Raw genomic sequence first — 16,647 nt, 5'->3', positions numbered from 1 at the left:
GAGGTGCGGTGTCACCTCACGGTCTTCGAGGTGCGGTGTCACCTCACGGTCTTTGAGGTGCGGTGTCACCTCACGGGTCTTCGAGGTGCGGTGTCACCTCAGGGGTCTTCGAGGTGCGGTGTCACCTCACGGTCTTTGAGGTGCGGTGCCACCTCACGGTCTTTGAGGTGCGAGCGCCAGCGAGCCTCGAAAAGACCCAGCCGGCGGCCGAGTGACAGACCCAGCCGCATCTCGCGTCCGCTCTCCTCGAGGCTCAGGCTTGGGGCTCGTCCCTCGCCCTGAGCCTTCGCACCTCGAAGAGCGTGGGGGAGGTGCTGCGTTAGCGGCAGTGGCAGCGTTCTGCCTCGGGGACGCCGGCGAGCGCGTCCTCGATGTGCTCTCCACAGCCTTGCCAGGTGGGCTTGCCGCAGGTGTTACAGGTAACTCGGCTGCACATGTGATCTCCTTCTGCGTGCGGTGTTCCGATGAGTAAAGCGTAGTTGTAGGGATCAGGTGCTAGCGGCCGAACAGGCGCGCGAAGATGCCGCCGCTGGGCTTGGCCGCGTCGATCTGGGCCTGGGTGTGCTTTCCTCCGCACCAGTTTGCGGCAGGCACGCCCGCCTTGACCATGGCGACGTGCTGGCCGCAACCGGCCCAAGTGGTCTTGCCACAGATACGGCAGTTGACGGCTCGGCACATGGGGTGACTCCTCGTGGGTACGGGTGGGTAGGGCGATGCTGTTGAGCATACCCCAGGGGGTATATGTGTGCAAGCGGCGGGCTTCAAGAGGTCCACGCGGTATCCTGAACGGAGGACACGCGAGAGGAGACTCACCCATGAGCCAACCCCAGGATCCGCAGGGGCAGTCGAACGAGGAGTTCGAAGGGTCGGCCAGCCCGTCCTTCGAGGCGCCCGCAGCCAGCCCCAGCGAGCCGTCGTACGGGGCACAGGGCGGGTACGGCGTGCCGTCCGACTACCAGCCCACCGGTGATCCCTACGGCCAGACTCCTCTCGGCTCGCCTCAGCAGCAGCCTTACGGTCAGCCTGCCTACGGTCAGCCTGCGTATGGTCAGGATCCCTACGCGACGCCCGACCCGTCCGCCTACGGTCAGCCCGGCTACGGCCAGGATTCCTATGCCGCGTCGGGGCAGCCCGGCTATGGTCAGGATCCGTACGCTGCGTCGGGGCAGTCCGGCTACGGCCAGCCCGGCTATGGCCAGCCGGGGTACGGCATGGCTCCCAACTACGGCCCCCAGGGCTACTACGGTGGCGCGCTGGCCGAACATCCGCAGGCTCAGACCGTGCTGATCCTCGGTATCGTGGGCATCTTCGTCCCTGTCCTGTCGTTCATCGCGTGGTACATGGGAGGCAAGGCCAAGAAGGAGATCGAGGCTGGTACGCCTTACTCCTGGTCGGGCGGATTGAAGATCGGCTACCTGATCGGCTTGATCGTCAGCATCATCACGCTCGTGAGCATCGTGCTGATGGTTCTGCTGGTGGTCCTCGCGCTCATGGTCGGCCCCTAACCCCGACACTCTGGACGAGTAAAAAGGGAGCGCCCGAATCGGGCGCTCCCTTTTGCGTGTCCGTGTGACGCTCAGGAGAAGAGCTGACGCAGCACCTGGATGACGCCACCTTCGGTGTTCGACGGCGCGGTGTGCCCAGCCGCCTCGAGAACGTCCGGATGGGCGTTGGCCATGGCGTAGGAGTACGGAGTGGTGCTCATCATGCGCAGGTCGTTCAGGAAGTCGCCGAAGACGATGGTCTGGTCGGGGCGGATGCCGTGGCGCTTCTGGAGCTCGCTCACTCCGACCGCCTTGTCGGCGTCCGGATTCATCACGTCCACCCACTGCCAGCTCGAGACCAGCGTCCGGTTGGGCATCGCGTCGCGGATGATCGTCTCCGCGATCTCGTCCACCACCCCGTCGAGCGCGAGGAAGGCGACCTTCAGCGGCTGGCCGTCCAGCTCGAGCAGGCTCTCGACGCTTTCCAGCTTGGCGTAGTAGGGCTCCGCTCCGTACCGGAAGCAGGTGTTGCCCCGCTCGACGTAGGCGCTGTCCTCGCCGCACCAGACCAGGCCGATGTCGTAGTGCTCATCGAGCGCGTGGGCGGTGTGGATCAGTCGCACCGAGGTGTCGCGATCGAGCGGAGTGGTGCTCACAACCTCGCCGTTCTCGACGACGATCGCCCCGTTCTCCGCGATGTAGACCGTTCCGGGCGCGCGCTCCTCGAACATCCGGGCCAACGCAGCCTGCTGACGGCCGCTCGCCACGGCGAACAAGATGCCTCGCTCGCGGCACTGGTCCAGCATTCCCCACAGCTCGTCGGGAATCACGCTGTCGTCGTCGAGGAGGGTGCCGTCCATGTCGCAGACGATGAGGCGGGGATCCGAGGGCAGCGAGAATCTGGGTTCGTGAAGCATCGCAGAACAGTGTAGTGACCGTCGCTGGAACGTGATGCCCAGGCCCTAGCGGACGAAGACGGGGTTCCAGCGGGTGGAGCGGGCCTCGTCGAGGGTGTAGCCGCCGCCGTCGAAGGCGCGGATCTTCGAGACGGAGCGCACTCGATTGCGCACCAGCCAGGCCGCCATCGTCCCGCGAGCGCGTTTGGCGTGGAAGGAGACCACCCGCGGCACGCCGTCGGGGCCGCGATCCTCGAACCGTGGCGTGACGACGGGCACGCCGAGGCGCTCGGTGCGCACGGCGGTGAAGTATTCGGTGGAGGCCAGGTTGACCAGCACTTCGGGGCCGGGGGAGACGGTGAGGTCTTCCTTGAGGAGATCGGTGATGGTCTCGCCCCACCACTCGTACAGATTCTTGCCGCGGGGGGTGACAAGACGCGTGCCCATCTCCAGGCGGTGCGGCTGGATCAGGTCCAGCGGGCGCAGCAGGCCGTAGAGGCCCGAGAGGATGCGCACGGTCTTGCCGGCTTCGGTGAGGTCGCGGGCGTCCAGGCTGCGGGCGTCGAGGCCCTGGTAGACGTCACCGTTGAAGGCGAACACGGCCTGGCGCGAGTTACGCCGCGTGTGCTCGGGGTTGAAGCTGCGATAGCGCGTCGCGTTGAGGTGGGCCAGGTCGTCGGAGATCCCCATCAGAGCTTTGATCTCCTCCGGGGACTTCTCCGCCATGACCTCGATCAGCTGCTGAGACCCGTCCAGCAGCCGTGGCTGGCTGTGCTTGGGAGTGGGAACCCGGGTCTCGAAGTCCAGTGATTTCGCGGGAGACAAGACGACAAGCATGCCTGCCATCGTAGTGGGCTCACGCTCTTTGAGGTGCGAAGGCTCAGGGCGAGGAACGAGCCCCAAAGCCGTAGCCTCGAAAAGGGCGCGACTTGTGGCTGGGACTGTTCTTCGGCCGTCGGCTGGCTCTTTTCGAGGCTCGGCCGCGGGCGGCCTCGCACCTCAAAGAGCGTCATCGGTGCTTCGCGCTCGCCTTGATTGTCGAGGGTCAAAGAGCGTCGACGTGATCAGCCGAGTTGGAGGAGATGCCGGGGGCGCCGTCGTGGATGATCTTGCCGGGGTTCAGGTTGTTGCCCGGGTCGACGCCCTCGAACAGCTTGCGCTGGATGAACACGCCCGCGGGGGAGATGTCCTGGTCGAGCCAGGGGCTGTGCTCCTCGCCGACGCCGTGGTGGTGCGACACCGTCGCATGGTTGTCCATGAACGCCTGCTGGATGGCTCGTTTCACCGCGTCGTAGGTGATCAGGTTCTCCTCGGAGTCGTCCTTGATGGCGAACGTGAAGTACTGGCAGGCGCCCGAGTGGTAGCTGTGGCTGAGGTGACAGAACACCACACCATTGACGCCGCGCTCCTGCATCGCCTTGTGCGCGGCGGCCACGACGTTGGTGTGCAGCTCGGCCGCATAGGCCCAGGGCGTGGTGGTCTCCGACACGTCGGCGACGATGCCCCGGTCGAGCATGAAGTCGCGGATGTAGGGGGTGTCGTACTTCTTCTGGTCGTACAGCGTGCCCGGGCCCTTGCCGACGCCGATGCCGTTGTTGGCCTTGACGATCTTGGCCACCAGGCCCTTCTCGTAGCGCACGTGGTTGGTGGAGCCCTCGTAGCCGACGAACGACAGGCAGATGTTCTCCAGATCCCAGCCCTTCGACTCCATCAGCTTCTGGATCGCCTTGGAGGCCATCGAGCTGATCTTCGACGACTGCTTGCCGTTGGCCATGATGTACTGCGTCTCCAGCGCGTCCGAGACGCGCGCCATCATGACGCTGGCGTCGGACTCGACGATCTGCTGGCAGGCCTTCAGGCCGTCCTCGTAGGTGGCGAAGAAGTAGGCCTGGAGCTCGCGCACCTCGGGAATGCGGTGCACGTTGACCCACGCCTTGGTGATGATGCCGAGGCGCCCCTCGGAGCCCAGCACCATCTCGCGCACGCTCGGGCCCGACGAGTACGACGGCAGCGGGCGCAGTTCCAGCACCTGGCCGGGCATCACCATGGTGAGGCCGCGGGTGATGTCGGCGATGTCGCCGTACTTATCCGACTGCATGCCGGAGCTGCGGGTGGCGATCCAGCCGCCCAGCGTCGACCAGACGAAGGAGTCGGGGTGATGGCCCATGGTCCAGCCGCGGGCGTTGAGCTGAGTCTCCATGTCGGGGCCGAAGACGCCGGCCTCGATCAGAGCCAGGCCGGAGGTCTCGTCGATCTCCAGCAGGTTGCGCATCCGGCCGAGGTTCACCGAGACCACCTGACGGGTCTCGCCAGGCTCAGCCTCCAGCGCGGCGACGATGTTCGAACCGCCGCCGAACGGGATCAGTACGCCGTCGGCCGCGACGACCGCGTCGACCAGCTTGATCACCTCGTCCTCGGTGCCGGGGTAGACCACGACATCGGGCACGCGTCCCAGCTCGCCGCGACGCACGCGCACCAGGTCGCGCACGCCCTTGCCGAAGGCGTGCACCACGCGGGTCTCGTCGTCGGTCTGGACGAAGCGTTCACCGAGGATGGCGTTCAGTTCCGCGCGCAGGCCATCACTCAGCTGGGAGGCAGGAACCTCGAGGGAGCTGAACGGCGGCACCGTGACGGTGGGCTTGGTGATGTCGACGCCGACCTTCTCCAGCACGAACTTGGGGAACTTGGGCTTGTCCTCGTAGTGGTAGGCCTTGCCTTCCTCGCCCCAGCCCCACCATTTCTGCTGCTTCACGCCGTCGATCATCGGGTTTCCTCTTCTTCTGCGTCGGTGCGGGTCTTCTGGGAGCGCGCCGTGCGCTCGATCGCGCTGGTGCGCGCGTACTCCGCCAAGGTCTTCTTGCCGTAGGCGCGGGCTGTCGTGTCGTGCAGCTCGAGCACCTGGCGGCGCATCCGCTCGTTGAACTCGTGGGCGATCTCGCCGGGGAACGGGGTGAGCGGCCGGCCGAACACGACGTGCACCTCCGGTCGGCCCCTCGGCAGGTGCTTCTGCTTCGACGGCCACGCCTCGTAGGCGCCGACCAGCGCCACCGGCAGCGCCGGCACCCCGCGCGAGATGCACAGCGACGCGACGCCCGGCACGAAGGGGCCCATGGCGCCATTGCGGGAGCGCGTGCCCTCGGGGAAGATCAGCAGCGGCACGCCGTCCTCGAGGAGGGTGGCGGACAGGCCGCGCTGCCCCTTGCCGCCCTTGCCGCGGTCGACCGGGAAGCCGTTGATGAACAGCGACATCGCGCCCGACTTCCACCACTTGTCGAAGAAGAAATCGGCGGCGGCCCCGGTGGCCACGAACTTGGACAGCCGGTTGGGCAGCGAGCAGAGGATCAGCGGCGTATCGAGGTGCGACGAATGGTTGCTGAAGACGATGAACGGCGCCTCGACGGTGTCGAGATTGCCCAGCCCGTGCACGTGCACCCGCAACAGCCGCTGCAGGGTGGGCTTGAGCAGCAGGATCTGGGCGGTCTGGCGCGTAGCGGCGCTGGCCTGCGACGTGTAGTGCTTGCGCAGCTTCTGATCGTCGCGGGGCTTGGGTTCCCGCCGCGGCCTCTCCGTGCTGGGCTTGTCGGCCCACCGCTTCTCGACGTCTTTGGCCATCCCCGCTACTTCTTCTTCCGGGAGGCGCTGAGCGCCCGCGAGAAGGCGCGGATGAGGCCGCGTGGGGCATGGACGGACAGGAAGTAGGCGATCTTCCACCTCACCGTCGGCACGGAGACGTATCGTCCCTTCTCGGCATCGGCCAGCGCGCCCTTGACCAGGGTCTCCGGGGAGATCCAGACGATGCCCGGCAGCGAGCTGGCCTTGATGCCCGCGCGCTGGTGGAACTCCGTGCGCACCCAGCCGGGGCAGAGCGCGGTGACGGTGACCCCCTTGTCGCGCAGTTCCAGCCCGAGCCCGTTGGAATAGGTGGTGCACCAGGCCTTCACGGCCGAGTAGTTGCCGGTGTAGATGGTGCCGGCGGTGGACGAGACGTTGATGATCCGGCCTTCGCCGCGCTTCGACATCGCGCGCCCGGCGGCGCCGCCGAGGATCAGCACCGCCAGGCACATCACGTCGAGGGCCTTGGCGTGCAGATCGATGTCGTGGGGGTCCAGCAAGGTGCTGTGCAGACCGAAGCCGGCGTTGTTCACCAGGAGGTCGACGGGGCGGTCGGGATCCTCGACGCGCTGGGCCACCTCCAGCACCTGCGTTCGGTCGGCCAGGTCGGCGGGGAGCACCTCGACGTCGATCCCGTACTCGGCCCGCAGCTCATCGGCGACGCCCTGCAGGCGCTGCTCGTCGCGGGCCACCAGCACCAAATCGGTACCTCTGGAGGCGAGCTCGCGGGCGAAAGCATGCCCGATGCCTGAAGTGCCACCAGTGATCAACGCGGTTGCCATGGGGACTACCGTATCCCTTCGTCGTGCTCCTATAAACCTGTCCACCGATCGCCGACGACCGGTTGGCAGAACTGGACAGCCCGACGCGATCCCCGTTGTGAGTCGGACACAAGGCAGCGTACCGGGCGAGACGGTGCCCCGGTGTATGCCTTAGTGTCGTGCCCGGAAAGGCATGACATGAACTTACGCACCATCCCCCTGTTGGCTTGGATCGGCATGGCCATCGTGCTGGGCATCCTGGTCGGCCCGATCGTGCCGGAATGGCTCGGCAACGTATCGATGACCTACAACTCGATCTTCTCCGGCCTCCTCAGCTTCGTGGTGCCGCTGATCATCCTGGGCCTCGTGATGCCGGCCATCGCGGAGCTCGGCCGTGGCGCCGGCAAATGGCTGGGCATCACCGGCGCGCTCGCCTATGGATCGACGATCCTCGCCGGCCTGCTCGCCTTCTTCGTGAGCACCTGGATCTTCACCCCTGCCTTGCGGGGCACCCAGCTCGCGGCCCTCGGTGAGGGCGATGGATCCGGTTTGACGCCCTACTTTTCGGTGGCATCGTCGCCCACCGGTTCGGCGACCGAGATCGTTCTCGCTCCTGCGATCGACGTGATGTCGGCGCTGATCCTGGCCATCATCCTCGGCATCGGGCTGACCGCCATCCCCAACTCGGTGATGCTGAAGGCGGCACAGGAGTTCCGCACCATCATCGAAGGCGTGATCCGCGCCATCATCGTGCCCGCGCTGCCGATCTTCATCTTCGGTATCTTCCTCGACCTTTCCCGCAGCGGCGAGGCGGTGACCGTGCTCAGCACCTTCCTCGTCGTGGTGATCACCTCCTTCGCGCTCACCCTCGTCGTGCTGATCGTGCAGTACGTGGTGGCTGGAGCCATCGGCGGAGTGAACCCGCTCAAGGCGCTGTGGCGGATGAAGGACGCGTATGCGACGGCGCTCGGCACCTCCTCCTCGGCGGCCACCATCCCGGTGACCCTTGCGTCGGCCAAGAAGAACGGCGTCAGCGAGTCGGTGGCGGGCTTCGTGGTTCCGCTGTGCGCCACCATCCACCTGTCGGGGTCGATGGTGAAGATCACCTGCTTCTCGGTGGCGATCCTGCTGCTGGGCGGCGGGAACGTGTCGTTCGGAGCCTATTTCCCCTTCATCCTGATGCTCGGCGTGATGATGATCGCTGCCCCGGGCGTGCCCGGTGGAGCGATCGCCGCGGCCGCCGGCCTGCTGGTGCAGATGCTCGGCTTCGGTGAGCTGGAGATCGGTCTGATGTTCGCCACCTACATCGCGCTGGACAGCTTCGGCACCGCCACCAACGTCACCGGCGACGGCGCCATCGCGATCATCATGAACAAGCTCACCAAGGGCAAGCTCGCCTTGAAGTCGGACGAGGAACCGACCGCGGTTCCCGCCTGATAGGGCTCCCGGCGCCCTCAGGGACCGGGGTGGGATTCCTGCCCGATTCCGCGCACAACTCGGCCCCTGACACCAGGTGTCAGGGGCCGAGTGCTTGTTGTATCAGGCGCCGATGACGCGGAGGGTCTCCCGTGCCATGGCGAGCTCCTCGTTGGTGGGCACCACCAGGGCGGCCATCGTCGAGTCCTCGGTGGAGATGCGGCGGGGCTGCTTGGAACGGACCTTGTTGGCCTCGGTGTCGATCTTCACGCCGAAGAACGCCAGCCGGTTGACCACGGCCTCGCGGATGAAGCCCGCGTTCTCGCCGACGCCGGCGGTGAAGATCACCGCGTCGCAGCCGCCGAGCACCGCGATGTAGGAACCGATGTAGGTGAGCAGGCGGTGCACGTAGACGTCGCGCGCGGCGGCGGCCACCTCGTTGCCCTCGGCGATCTGGGCCTCCACGTCGCGCATGTCGGTGTAATCGCAGAGGCCGAGCATGCCCGACTTCTTGTTCAGGATCGTGTCGATCTCACCGGCGGAGTAGCCGTAGGTGCTCAGGTAGCGATGCAGACCGGGGTCGACGTCGCCGGAGCGCGTGCCCATCACCAGACCCTGCAGCGGGGTGAGGCCCATGGAGGTCTCCACCGCCACGCCGCCGTCGATCGCGGAGATCGATGCGCCGTTGCCGAGATGGCAGACGATCAGCTTGAGGTCGGCGATGTCGCGGCCAAGGAACTTCGCGGCCTCGGCGGACACGTACTGGTGCGAGGTACCGTGGAAGCCGTACTTGCGGATGGAGTACTTCTCGGCGATCTCGCGGTCGATCGCGTAGGTGTAGGCCTCGGCCGGAAGCTGGGCGAAGAAGGCGGTGTCGAAGATGCCGACGTGCGGCACGTGCGGCAGCACCTCCTGCGCGGCGTTGATGCCGGCGATGGCCGGCGGGTTGTGCAGGGGCGCCAAGGTGGACAGCTTGCGCAGTTCCTCGATGACGGCCTCGTCGATCAGCACCGACTCCACGAAGGAGGAGCCGCCGTGCACGGTGCGGTGACCGACCGCCCGCACATCGTCGAGGCTGGGGCCATGGGTCCGGAACATCTCGACCACCTTGGCCACGGCCTCGGTGTGATTGGCGAACGGCTGCTCGACCTGGAACTCTTCGCCGCCCACCTCATGGGTGATCGTCGACTCGCCCAGCCCGATGCGCTGCACGATGCCGACGGCCAGTGGGCTGACGTGCTCCGGGTCGAGGAGCTGGTACTTGATCGACGAGGAGCCGCAGTTGAGCAGCAGGATGGGCTGGGACACGAGGAATCGCTCTCCTTGTTCGGTGGGATGCGAAAGGCTCAGAGGGTCTGGGCCTGGATCGCGGTGATGGTGATGGTGGAGACGATGTCGTCGACCAGCGCGCCGCGCGACAGGTCGTTGACGGCCTTGTTGAGGCCCTGCAGCATCGGGCCGACGGCCACGGCGCCGGAGTGGCGCTGGACGGCCTTGTAGGTGTTGTTGCCCGTGTTGAGGTCGGGGAAGATGAACACCGTCGCCTTGCCGGCCACCTCGGAGTTGGGCATCTTCTGCCTCGCGACATCCACGTCCACTGCGGCGTCGAACTGGATGGGGCCCTCCACCTTCAGGTGCGGAGCCTTCTCACGAACGATGGCGGTGGCCTCGCGGACCTTGTCGACATCGGCGCCGAAGCCCGAGTTACCCGTCGAGTAGCTCAGCATGGCGACCCGTGGCTCGATGCCGAAGGTCTCCGCCGTCTGGGCGGAGGCGATCGCGATGTCGGCCAGCTGGGCCGGGTTGGGATCGGGATTGACGGCGCAGTCGGCGTAGACCAGCACGCGATCGCTCATGCACATCAGGAACGAGCCCGACACGACGGAGACGCCGGGCTGGGTCTTGATGAACTCCAGCGACGGCCGGATCGTGTTGGCGGTGGTGTTGATCGCGCCGGAGACCATGCCGTCGGCCATGCCCAGGTGCACCATCATGGTGCCGAAGTAGGACAGATCGGCCATCCGCTCGGTGGCCTGCTCGACGGTGACCCCCTTGTGCGAGCGCAGACGCGCGTACTCGTCGGCGAAGCGGGCGAGCAACTCGGGATCCTTGGGGTTGACCACCTCGGCCGTCGACAGGTTGAGGCCCAGCTCTGCCGCGCGACGAGCGATGTGCGGGGCGTCGCCCAGCAGCGTGATGTCGGCGACGCCGCGGTTGAGCACCACGGCCGCGGCCTCCAGCACCCGGTCGTCGGTGGCCTCGGGCAACACGATGCGACGACGGTCGCCGCGCGCCTGCTGCATGATCTGATGCTCGAACATGGTGGGCGTGCGGATCTCGGTGCCGCCAAGATCGATGGCGGACAGCAGCGCGTCCTGATCGACGTAGCTGGAGAACAGCGCCCGGGAGACCTCGATCTTGCGCGCGGAGCCCGTCGAGGTGCCGAAGAGCGTCTGCAGGGTGACGGCGGTGGTGAACGTGTCGAGCGCGGTGCGGGCCACCGGCAGGTCGACCTCGGCGTCGCGGAACAGCACGTCCATCGAGTTGGGGATGTCGAAGCCCCCGGTGAGCACGATGCTGGCGAGCGGTCCGTATTCGGGCGAGCGGTGCGCCATCACGAGGCCCGGCAGCAGATCCAGCCGGTCGGCCGGCATGATCACGGTGGACTCGCGCTTCAGGTAGGGCAGCAGGTTGGGCAGCGTCATGGCGCCAACGATGGTGTGCAGCGACTCGTTCTTGCCGAAGTCCTCGTTGCCCAGCCAATGGCGCGCACCGACGGCCTGGAACTGCTGCTCGATGGACGGCGCGCTCAGCACCTTGTCCTCGGGGATCACGGAGATCGGTACGTCGCGCAGCGCGCGCAGCACCTCGGCGATCTCCTCGCGGCCGCCGGGGTCGGCATGCGTCGCGATGAGCGAGATCACGCGGTTGCTGCGGGCCTCGAACGTCTTCGCGGCGGCGTCGACGAGGCGGCCGACCTCCGCGGGGGAGCGTCCGTCAGCGTTGCAGACGTAGAGCACCGGGCTGTTCAGGTTGGCGGCGATCAGCGCGTTGCGATCGAGCTCGGAAGCCGAGGCGATGTCCTCGAAGTCGGACCCCACCACCACGATGGCGTCGTACTTCTGCTTCAGTTCCGAGTACTTCGCGACGATGGTGTCGATCGCGGCCCCGGCATCGGCCAAGAAGTCGTGGTAGGTGACGCCCAGCGCACTGGACAGGTCTTGGCGCACACCCTTCAAGCTGAGCAGGGCGGAGGTCACCTGGTCTTGGTCGAGGGACTCGACCAGCGGGCGGAACACACCGACCGACCTGACTTGGCGAGAAAACAGATCAACGACGCCCAACGCGATCGACGACTTGGAGACCCGCCGCTCCGATGAGGCAATATAAACGCTCTTGGTCACAGGGGCAGCCTACAATGCCGGACCTCCTTGTGGACGGCAGTCCAACGACTTGCTGTGGCCGTCCTCGGGATCGATTACCGAGTGGAGTCTTCGGCGTCGGCCGGGGCCTGGAGCACCTCGGCGCGCTGCCAGCCGCCGCGTTGCTCGTAGCCGGCCTCGTTCAGATCCTCGGCCAGCTGATCGATCAGCAGATTCTCGTCGGCGATCAGGCCGGAGCGGTACGACGCCCGGGAGATCAGATTGGCCGAGACCGGCGAGGTGGTGAGCTGGAAGAACACGATCAGCACCATGATGCCGAGCGTCCACCAGGTGCGCAGCGCGAACTCGATGCCGAGCACGATGCAGATCAAGCCCAGCACCTGGGGCTTGGTGATCGCGTGCATCTTGCTCAGGGTGTCGGGGAACCGGACCAGCGCGACCCCCGCACCGAGACACAGCAGGGCGCCCACCAGCACCAGGATCGCCCCGATGAGGTCGAAGATCTCGTTCATCACTGCCCCCTCTTGCGGTCGTTCTGCAGGCGGTCGTATTGGCGTCGCTGCACAAGGCGGTCGGAGACCATCCGGGAGATGCCCACGGCCCCCGTGAAGCCGAACATGCTGAGCAGCAGCAGGATGCCGAGCTCGGTGTCGGAGCGGGTGCCGATGATCCAGATGCCGACGGAGGCGATGACCACCGCCACCATCAGGTCGGCGGCGATGCTGCGATCGAGCTGGCTGGGGCCGGCGACGATGCGCCAGATGGCGATCAGGGCGGTGGCGAACAAGGCGGCACCGGCGATGCCGAGGATGATCATCACGGCGAGGCTCACTGCTCCACCTCCCAGTCGTCGGCGGTCTCGTCGGCGCGAGAGGCCGCGAGGCACTTCGCCTCGAACTCGGCCAGCTCCGTCTTGGAGGCGAAGGTGCGCATCACCCGTCGCTCGACGCCGGTGGTCATGGCCTGCACGACGCCGGTCGGGTCGTGCGGATCCATGCCGATCACGTGCAGGTACAGTCTGCGCTTCTTGCGCACCACCTCGACCACGACGGTGCCGGGCACCAGCGAGATCAACGTTGCCACCTGCACTTGGTAGAGGTCGTTGTCGGAGTGGAGATCGACGCGCACGATGCCGGCGCGCAGATCGATCTTCTTCGGCAGCACCATCAGCAGCACCCGGAACGACGAGACCGCCAGGTCGGCGAGCAGGTGTCCGAGCAGCACCAGGAAGTTCAGGGGGCTGAAGCGCCCAGTCCAGAAGATGGGCGGCAGCGGGAAGATCACGGTGACCAGCCAGCCGAGCGCCGCCCCGCCGAGGAAGACCGCGGGACTGAGGCTCGCCCACAGGCAACACCAGATGATGCCCGAGACGATCATGCTCATGGGGCGCGCTCGGAGGCGCCGGCGGACCTTGATCCGACGAGACGGCTCGGCCCCCAGCACGGGGCTGTCGGTGGTGGGGATCTCGCTCATCGCAGCTCCTCCGGAAGGACCGCCGACACGTAGGCATCGCCGTGCAGATACTCGGCGGCGCGCTCGGCGTAGGCGTACAGCGGGCCGGCGAACACCGTCAGGGCGAGGCCGAAGACGACCAGCGCGGTGGTCGCGCCCACCATGAGCGGCGGCATCGGCCGGGTGTCGGCGTCGTCCTCGTCGTCGGCGTCCTTCTCGGCGAACTCGTAGTCCACCTCGTTGACCGCGGTGTCGAGGTCTTTCAGCTCCGACGGGGGAACGCCCCAGAACGCGCGGTTCCACACCTTGGCCATGGCGATCAGGGTGAGCAGGCTGGTGATGATGCCACCCACCATGGTCACCCACACCAGAGGGCCGCCGAAGTCGGCGCCCGCCTGGAGCAGGCCCAGCTTGCCGATGAAGCCGGACAGCGGCGGGATGCCGGCCAGATTCATGGCCGGCACGAAGAACAGCAGCGCCAGCACCGGTGCGGTCTTCAGCAGGCCGCCCAGCCCCTCCAGCGACGAGGTGCCGCCGCGTCGCTCGATGAGGCCGGTGACAAGGAACAGCGTCGCCTGGATGGTGATGTGGTGAGCCGTGTAGAAGATCGTGGCGGCCAGGCCCATCTGGCTGCCGATGGAGATGCCGAAGACCATGTAGCCCAGGTGGGACACCAGGGTGAAGGACAGCATTCGTTTGATCTCCACCTGCGCCACCGCGCCGAGGATGCCGATCACCATGGTGAGCAGCGAGGCCACCATCAGCAGCCCCGTCAGCGGGGACTCGGGGAAGAGGAGCGTCTGCGTGCGGATGATCGCGTAGATGCCCACCTTGGTGAGCAGGCCCGCGAACACGGCCGTCACGGGGGCGGGTGCCGTCGGATAGGAGTCGGGCAGCCAGCTCGACAGCGGGAAGATCGCCGCCTTGATGGAGAACACCATCAGCAGCAGCACCTGGAGCAGCAGCTGCACGGGCTCGGTGAGATCGCCGAGCCGCAACGACAGCTGCGCCAGGTTGATCGTGCCCGTCGCCGAGTAGATCGACGCCAGCGCCAGCAGGAACAGCGACGAGCTCAGCAGGTTCACCACCATGTAGGTGGTGCCGGCGCGGACCCGGTCGGCGGTGCCGCCCAGGGTCAGCAGCACGTAGGAGGCGAACAGGAGGATCTCGAAGCCCACGAACAGGTTGAACAGGTCGCCGGCGAGGAAGGCATTGGAGACGCCGGCGATCAGCAGCAGGAAGGTGGGGTGGAAGATCGAGACGGGGGTCTCGCGCTTCAGCTCGTCGTCGTCCTGGCCGGTGGAGAACACCAGAACCGCCAGCGCTACGACGGAGGCCACCAGCAGCATCAGGGCGCTCAGCCGATCGACCACCAGGGCGATGCCCAACGGGGCGTCCCAGCCGGCCACCCATAGCGTCATCACGTCGTGGTGGTCGGTGTACCAGACGAAGACCGCCGCGATCGCCACCACCGCGGTGAGGGAGAGCACCGAGATCGCGCGCTGCAACCGAGGACGGCGGGGCAGGGCGAGCGCCACCGCCGCACCGAAGATCGACAGCAGCATGGGGAGGGGGAGCAGGTTCGTCATTCGCTCACCACATCCTCGCCCTCGTCGGAGAACTTCGTTTCTTCATAGGATTCGGAGGCCTCGTCGGCCTCGGCCAGGTGGCGGATGCGCGCGTCCTCCACGTCGTCGGCCACCTCGTCGTGCCCATGCAGCTGGAAGCTGCGATAGGCCAGCGTCAGCACGAAGGCCGTGACAGCCAACGTGATCACGATCGCCGTCAGCACCATCGCCTGGGGCAAGGGATCGGACATGTCCCCGGGATCGGTCTTGCCGAGGATCGGGGAGCCGCCACGGGCGCCGCTGGCGATCAGGAACAGCACGTTGACGCCGTTGCTGGTGAGGATCACGCCGATCAGGATGCGGGTCAGCGACCGCTCGAGGAGCAGGTAGATGCCGCACGCGACCAGGACGCCGGCCGCGATGGCGAGGGTCAGGTTGGCGCTCATCGGCGGCCTCCCGGAAGGGCCTTGGCCGAGTTGATCAGGGGCAGCGGGGCGCGCTGCTCGCTGGCCTGCACGTCGATGCCGGAGCCGAGGCTGCGCGCCACGTCCAGCAGCATGCCGACCACCACGAGATAGACGCCGACATCGAAGACGGTGGAGCTCACCAGGTGCAGTTCCCCGAACAGCGGCCAGGTGCTGCCCCACGGCGTCGTCCAGGTGTCCGGGCCGGGGATGTCCAGGTGCCACTCGTAGGTTTGCAGGATCACCCCTCCGAAGAACACCGGCACCACGGCCGTGCCGATCGTCAGCAGGAGGCCGGAGCCCAGCAGGCGACCGGCGTCGAAGGGAGCGGCCTCGTCGAGCTCGTGCCGGCCGGCGGCGAGATAGCGGATCATCAGCGCCATGCCCGCCACCAGGCCACCTGCGAACCCGCCGCCCGGCGCGTTGTGCCCGGCCAGGAGCAGGTAGAACGACACCAGCACCAGGATCGGGAACAGGATGCGGGTGGCCACCTCGAACACCAGGGAACGCACGATCGGCGACAGGGTTTGCCCGCCGCGCAGCCACACCCCCGGGGAACTATCGGCCTGCTGCTCCTGATCCCTGGCGCGTAGGGCTTCGCGGGTGCGAGTCACCTTCCCGGAGCGAGTCTGGATGAAGATCAGCGACGCGACGCCCGTCGCCGCGATCACCAGCACACTGATCTCGCCGAAGGTGTCCCAGGCGCGGATGTCGACCAAGGCCACGTTGACGATGTTCTTGCCATAGCCGAACTCGTAGGCGGCCGTCTTCCAGCCCTCGGAGATGGGCTCGGCGATCCGGGCCCCGGAAGCCACCAGCGCGACGAGCGTGACGGTGAGGCCGGCGGCGGCCGCCACCAGCACCCGCCACCAGCGCGTCGAGGTGAGCGGACGGTTGGTGAAGTAGCGCGGCAGCCTGCGGATCACCAGCACGAAGATGATGAGTGAGACCGTCTCGACGAGCACCTGGGTGAGCGCCAGGTCGGGCGCGCCGGCGATCACGAAGAGCATCGCCAACCCGTATCCCGTGACGCCGGTGAGCAGCACCGCGCGGATCCGGCCGCGCGACTTGGCCGCGGTGAAGGCGGCCGCCATGATCACGATCGCCACCAGCACCTGGGCGGGGGAGTCGGCGGGCCGGTACTGCGGCCACACCCGGATGCGGAGCATCGCGTAGGTGGCCAGCGTGATCAGCGTCACCAGGATGGTGCCGAGGTAGATCGGCAGCGAGCCCCGCTGGGTGCGCGCGGTGGTCTCGACGGCGAGCCGGTCGAGCCCGCGCATGGAGCGGTGGTACATCTCCTCGGCCGCCATCACGTCGGGGAAGGAGGCCTGGGTGCGGGCGATGATGTCGCGGGCGAGGAACAGCCCGATGCCGAGGCCCAGCGCGGTGAGCGACATCACCAGGGGCCAGGTCACGCCGTGCCAGAGGGCCAGGCCGTGGGGCTTGTAGCCCGTGGGAATGGTGGCGGCATAGGGCAACAGCAGATCGGTGAGCTGATGGCCGAGGAAGCCGCCGCCCAGGCTGGCCAGCGTGATCACCGATGGGATGGCCACCATGCCGCGCGCCGGCCGGTGCCAGCTCAGCACCGGACCGCCGTCCTTGGGGGCG

At 67.1% G+C, this 16,647-nt stretch carries 16 protein-coding genes; 2 read left to right on the top strand and 14 right to left on the bottom strand.

Annotation, left to right across the window (positions count from 1 at the left end; translation table 11 throughout):
* Positions 1–495 precede the first annotated feature (495 nt).
* The gene (locus P0D62_RS03135; protein ID WP_275701162.1) at positions 496–678 is read right to left on the bottom strand and encodes a hypothetical protein; all 183 of its coding nucleotides are present in this window, start codon (positions 676–678) and stop codon (positions 496–498) included.
* A gap of 137 nt (positions 679–815) precedes the next feature.
* Between P0D62_RS03135 and P0D62_RS03130 the strand changes: the two genes are divergently transcribed.
* On the top strand, positions 816–1,505 hold the full coding sequence (locus tag P0D62_RS03130; RefSeq protein WP_275701161.1) for a chromosomal replication initiator protein DnaA: 690 nt from the start codon (positions 816–818) through the stop codon (positions 1,503–1,505).
* A 71-nt stretch (positions 1,506–1,576) separates the two neighbouring features.
* Here P0D62_RS03130 and P0D62_RS03125 read toward each other — a convergent pair whose 3' ends face one another.
* The 5 genes from P0D62_RS03125 to P0D62_RS03105 form a co-directional block, all read right to left on the bottom strand.
* Positions 1,577–2,401, bottom strand: coding sequence for an HAD family hydrolase (locus P0D62_RS03125; protein WP_275701160.1), 825 nt, complete (start codon positions 2,399–2,401; stop codon positions 1,577–1,579).
* A 45-nt stretch (positions 2,402–2,446) separates the two neighbouring features.
* Positions 2,447–3,217, bottom strand: coding sequence for a peroxide stress protein YaaA (gene yaaA / locus P0D62_RS03120; protein ID WP_275701159.1), 771 nt, complete (start codon positions 3,215–3,217; stop codon positions 2,447–2,449).
* Positions 3,218–3,425: 208 nt separating this feature from the next.
* Positions 3,426–5,144: an FAD-binding oxidoreductase gene (locus tag P0D62_RS03115; RefSeq protein ID WP_275701158.1), complete on the bottom strand. Its 1,719-nt coding sequence runs from the start codon at positions 5,142–5,144 to the stop codon at positions 3,426–3,428.
* Positions 5,141–5,992 (bottom strand): lysophospholipid acyltransferase family protein, encoded by an 852-nt coding sequence (locus P0D62_RS03110; RefSeq protein ID WP_275701157.1) that lies wholly within the window; start codon positions 5,990–5,992, stop codon positions 5,141–5,143. Before P0D62_RS03110 ends, P0D62_RS03115 begins: the two co-directional genes overlap by 4 nt.
* 5 nt (positions 5,993–5,997) lie before the next feature.
* On the bottom strand, positions 5,998–6,774 hold the full coding sequence (locus tag P0D62_RS03105; RefSeq protein WP_275701156.1) for an SDR family NAD(P)-dependent oxidoreductase: 777 nt from the start codon (positions 6,772–6,774) through the stop codon (positions 5,998–6,000).
* Positions 6,775–6,951: 177 nt separating this feature from the next.
* Here P0D62_RS03105 and P0D62_RS03100 point away from each other — a divergent pair, with 177 nt between their 5' ends.
* A complete protein-coding gene (locus P0D62_RS03100; protein WP_275701155.1) occupies positions 6,952–8,190 on the top strand; it encodes a dicarboxylate/amino acid:cation symporter in 1,239 nt (412 codons plus the stop codon).
* 102 nt (positions 8,191–8,292) lie between these two features.
* Here the strand turns inward: P0D62_RS03100 and P0D62_RS03095 are convergent, their stop codons facing one another.
* From P0D62_RS03095 to mbhE, 8 genes are all read right to left on the bottom strand, one after another.
* Complete coding sequence (locus P0D62_RS03095; RefSeq protein ID WP_275701154.1) at positions 8,293–9,477, bottom strand: acetate/propionate family kinase; 1,185 nt, start codon at positions 9,475–9,477, stop codon at positions 8,293–8,295.
* Between the two features lie 38 nt (positions 9,478–9,515).
* Complete coding sequence (gene pta, locus P0D62_RS03090) at positions 9,516–11,573, bottom strand: phosphate acetyltransferase (RefSeq protein ID WP_275701153.1); 2,058 nt, start codon at positions 11,571–11,573, stop codon at positions 9,516–9,518.
* Between the two features lie 74 nt (positions 11,574–11,647).
* Positions 11,648–12,064 (bottom strand): monovalent cation/H(+) antiporter subunit G, encoded by a 417-nt coding sequence (gene mnhG, locus P0D62_RS03085; RefSeq protein WP_275701152.1) that lies wholly within the window; start codon positions 12,062–12,064, stop codon positions 11,648–11,650.
* Positions 12,064–12,384, bottom strand: coding sequence for a monovalent cation/H+ antiporter complex subunit F (locus P0D62_RS03080; protein WP_275701151.1), 321 nt, complete (start codon positions 12,382–12,384; stop codon positions 12,064–12,066). Before P0D62_RS03080 ends, mnhG begins: the two co-directional genes overlap by 1 nt.
* On the bottom strand, positions 12,381–13,025 hold the full coding sequence (locus tag P0D62_RS03075; protein WP_275701150.1) for a Na+/H+ antiporter subunit E: 645 nt from the start codon (positions 13,023–13,025) through the stop codon (positions 12,381–12,383). Before P0D62_RS03075 ends, P0D62_RS03080 begins: the two co-directional genes overlap by 4 nt.
* Positions 13,022–14,593, bottom strand: a complete 1,572-nt coding sequence (locus P0D62_RS03070; protein WP_275701149.1) for a Na+/H+ antiporter subunit D — start codon at positions 14,591–14,593, stop codon at positions 13,022–13,024. Before P0D62_RS03070 ends, P0D62_RS03075 begins: the two co-directional genes overlap by 4 nt.
* Positions 14,590–15,018 (bottom strand): Na(+)/H(+) antiporter subunit C, encoded by a 429-nt coding sequence (locus P0D62_RS03065; protein WP_275701148.1) that lies wholly within the window; start codon positions 15,016–15,018, stop codon positions 14,590–14,592. The genes P0D62_RS03070 and P0D62_RS03065 overlap by 4 nt, the downstream gene beginning before the upstream one ends.
* Positions 15,015–16,625: a hydrogen gas-evolving membrane-bound hydrogenase subunit E gene (gene mbhE / locus P0D62_RS03060; RefSeq protein ID WP_275701147.1), complete on the bottom strand. Its 1,611-nt coding sequence runs from the start codon at positions 16,623–16,625 to the stop codon at positions 15,015–15,017. Before mbhE ends, P0D62_RS03065 begins: the two co-directional genes overlap by 4 nt.
* Between the last annotated feature and the right edge of the window lie 22 nt (positions 16,626–16,647).

Source organism: Tessaracoccus caeni (genome assembly GCF_029211185.1).
GTDB lineage: Bacteria > Actinomycetota > Actinomycetes > Propionibacteriales > Propionibacteriaceae > Arachnia > Arachnia caeni.
Note: the sequence above shows the minus strand (reverse complement) of the source record. Positions and strands in the feature narration are given on the sequence as shown.

What these genes read in the sequence shown, in the direction of transcription:
- P0D62_RS03110 (WP_275701157.1), bottom strand. Translation starts at nt 5,992, where the DNA reads ATGGCCAAAGACGTCGAGAAGCGGTGGGCCGACAAGCCCAGCACGGAG.
- mnhG (WP_275701152.1), bottom strand. Translation starts at nt 12,064, where the DNA reads ATGAACGAGATCTTCGACCTCATCGGGGCGATCCTGGTGCTGGTGGGC.
- P0D62_RS03105 (WP_275701156.1), bottom strand. Translation starts at nt 6,774, where the DNA reads ATGGCAACCGCGTTGATCACTGGTGGCACTTCAGGCATCGGGCATGCT.
- P0D62_RS03065 (WP_275701148.1), bottom strand. Translation starts at nt 15,018, where the DNA reads ATGAGCGCCAACCTGACCCTCGCCATCGCGGCCGGCGTCCTGGTCGCG.
- P0D62_RS03070 (WP_275701149.1), bottom strand. Translation starts at nt 14,593, where the DNA reads ATGACGAACCTGCTCCCCCTCCCCATGCTGCTGTCGATCTTCGGTGCG.
- P0D62_RS03135 (WP_275701162.1), bottom strand. Translation starts at nt 678, where the DNA reads ATGTGCCGAGCCGTCAACTGCCGTATCTGTGGCAAGACCACTTGGGCC.
- yaaA (WP_275701159.1), bottom strand. Translation starts at nt 3,217, where the DNA reads ATGCTTGTCGTCTTGTCTCCCGCGAAATCACTGGACTTCGAGACCCGG.
- P0D62_RS03130 (WP_275701161.1), top strand. Translation starts at nt 816, where the DNA reads ATGAGCCAACCCCAGGATCCGCAGGGGCAGTCGAACGAGGAGTTCGAA.
- P0D62_RS03075 (WP_275701150.1), bottom strand. Translation starts at nt 13,025, where the DNA reads ATGAGCGAGATCCCCACCACCGACAGCCCCGTGCTGGGGGCCGAGCCG.
- P0D62_RS03125 (WP_275701160.1), bottom strand. Translation starts at nt 2,401, where the DNA reads ATGCTTCACGAACCCAGATTCTCGCTGCCCTCGGATCCCCGCCTCATC.
- P0D62_RS03100 (WP_275701155.1), top strand. Translation starts at nt 6,952, where the DNA reads ATGAACTTACGCACCATCCCCCTGTTGGCTTGGATCGGCATGGCCATC.
- P0D62_RS03115 (WP_275701158.1), bottom strand. Translation starts at nt 5,144, where the DNA reads ATGATCGACGGCGTGAAGCAGCAGAAATGGTGGGGCTGGGGCGAGGAA.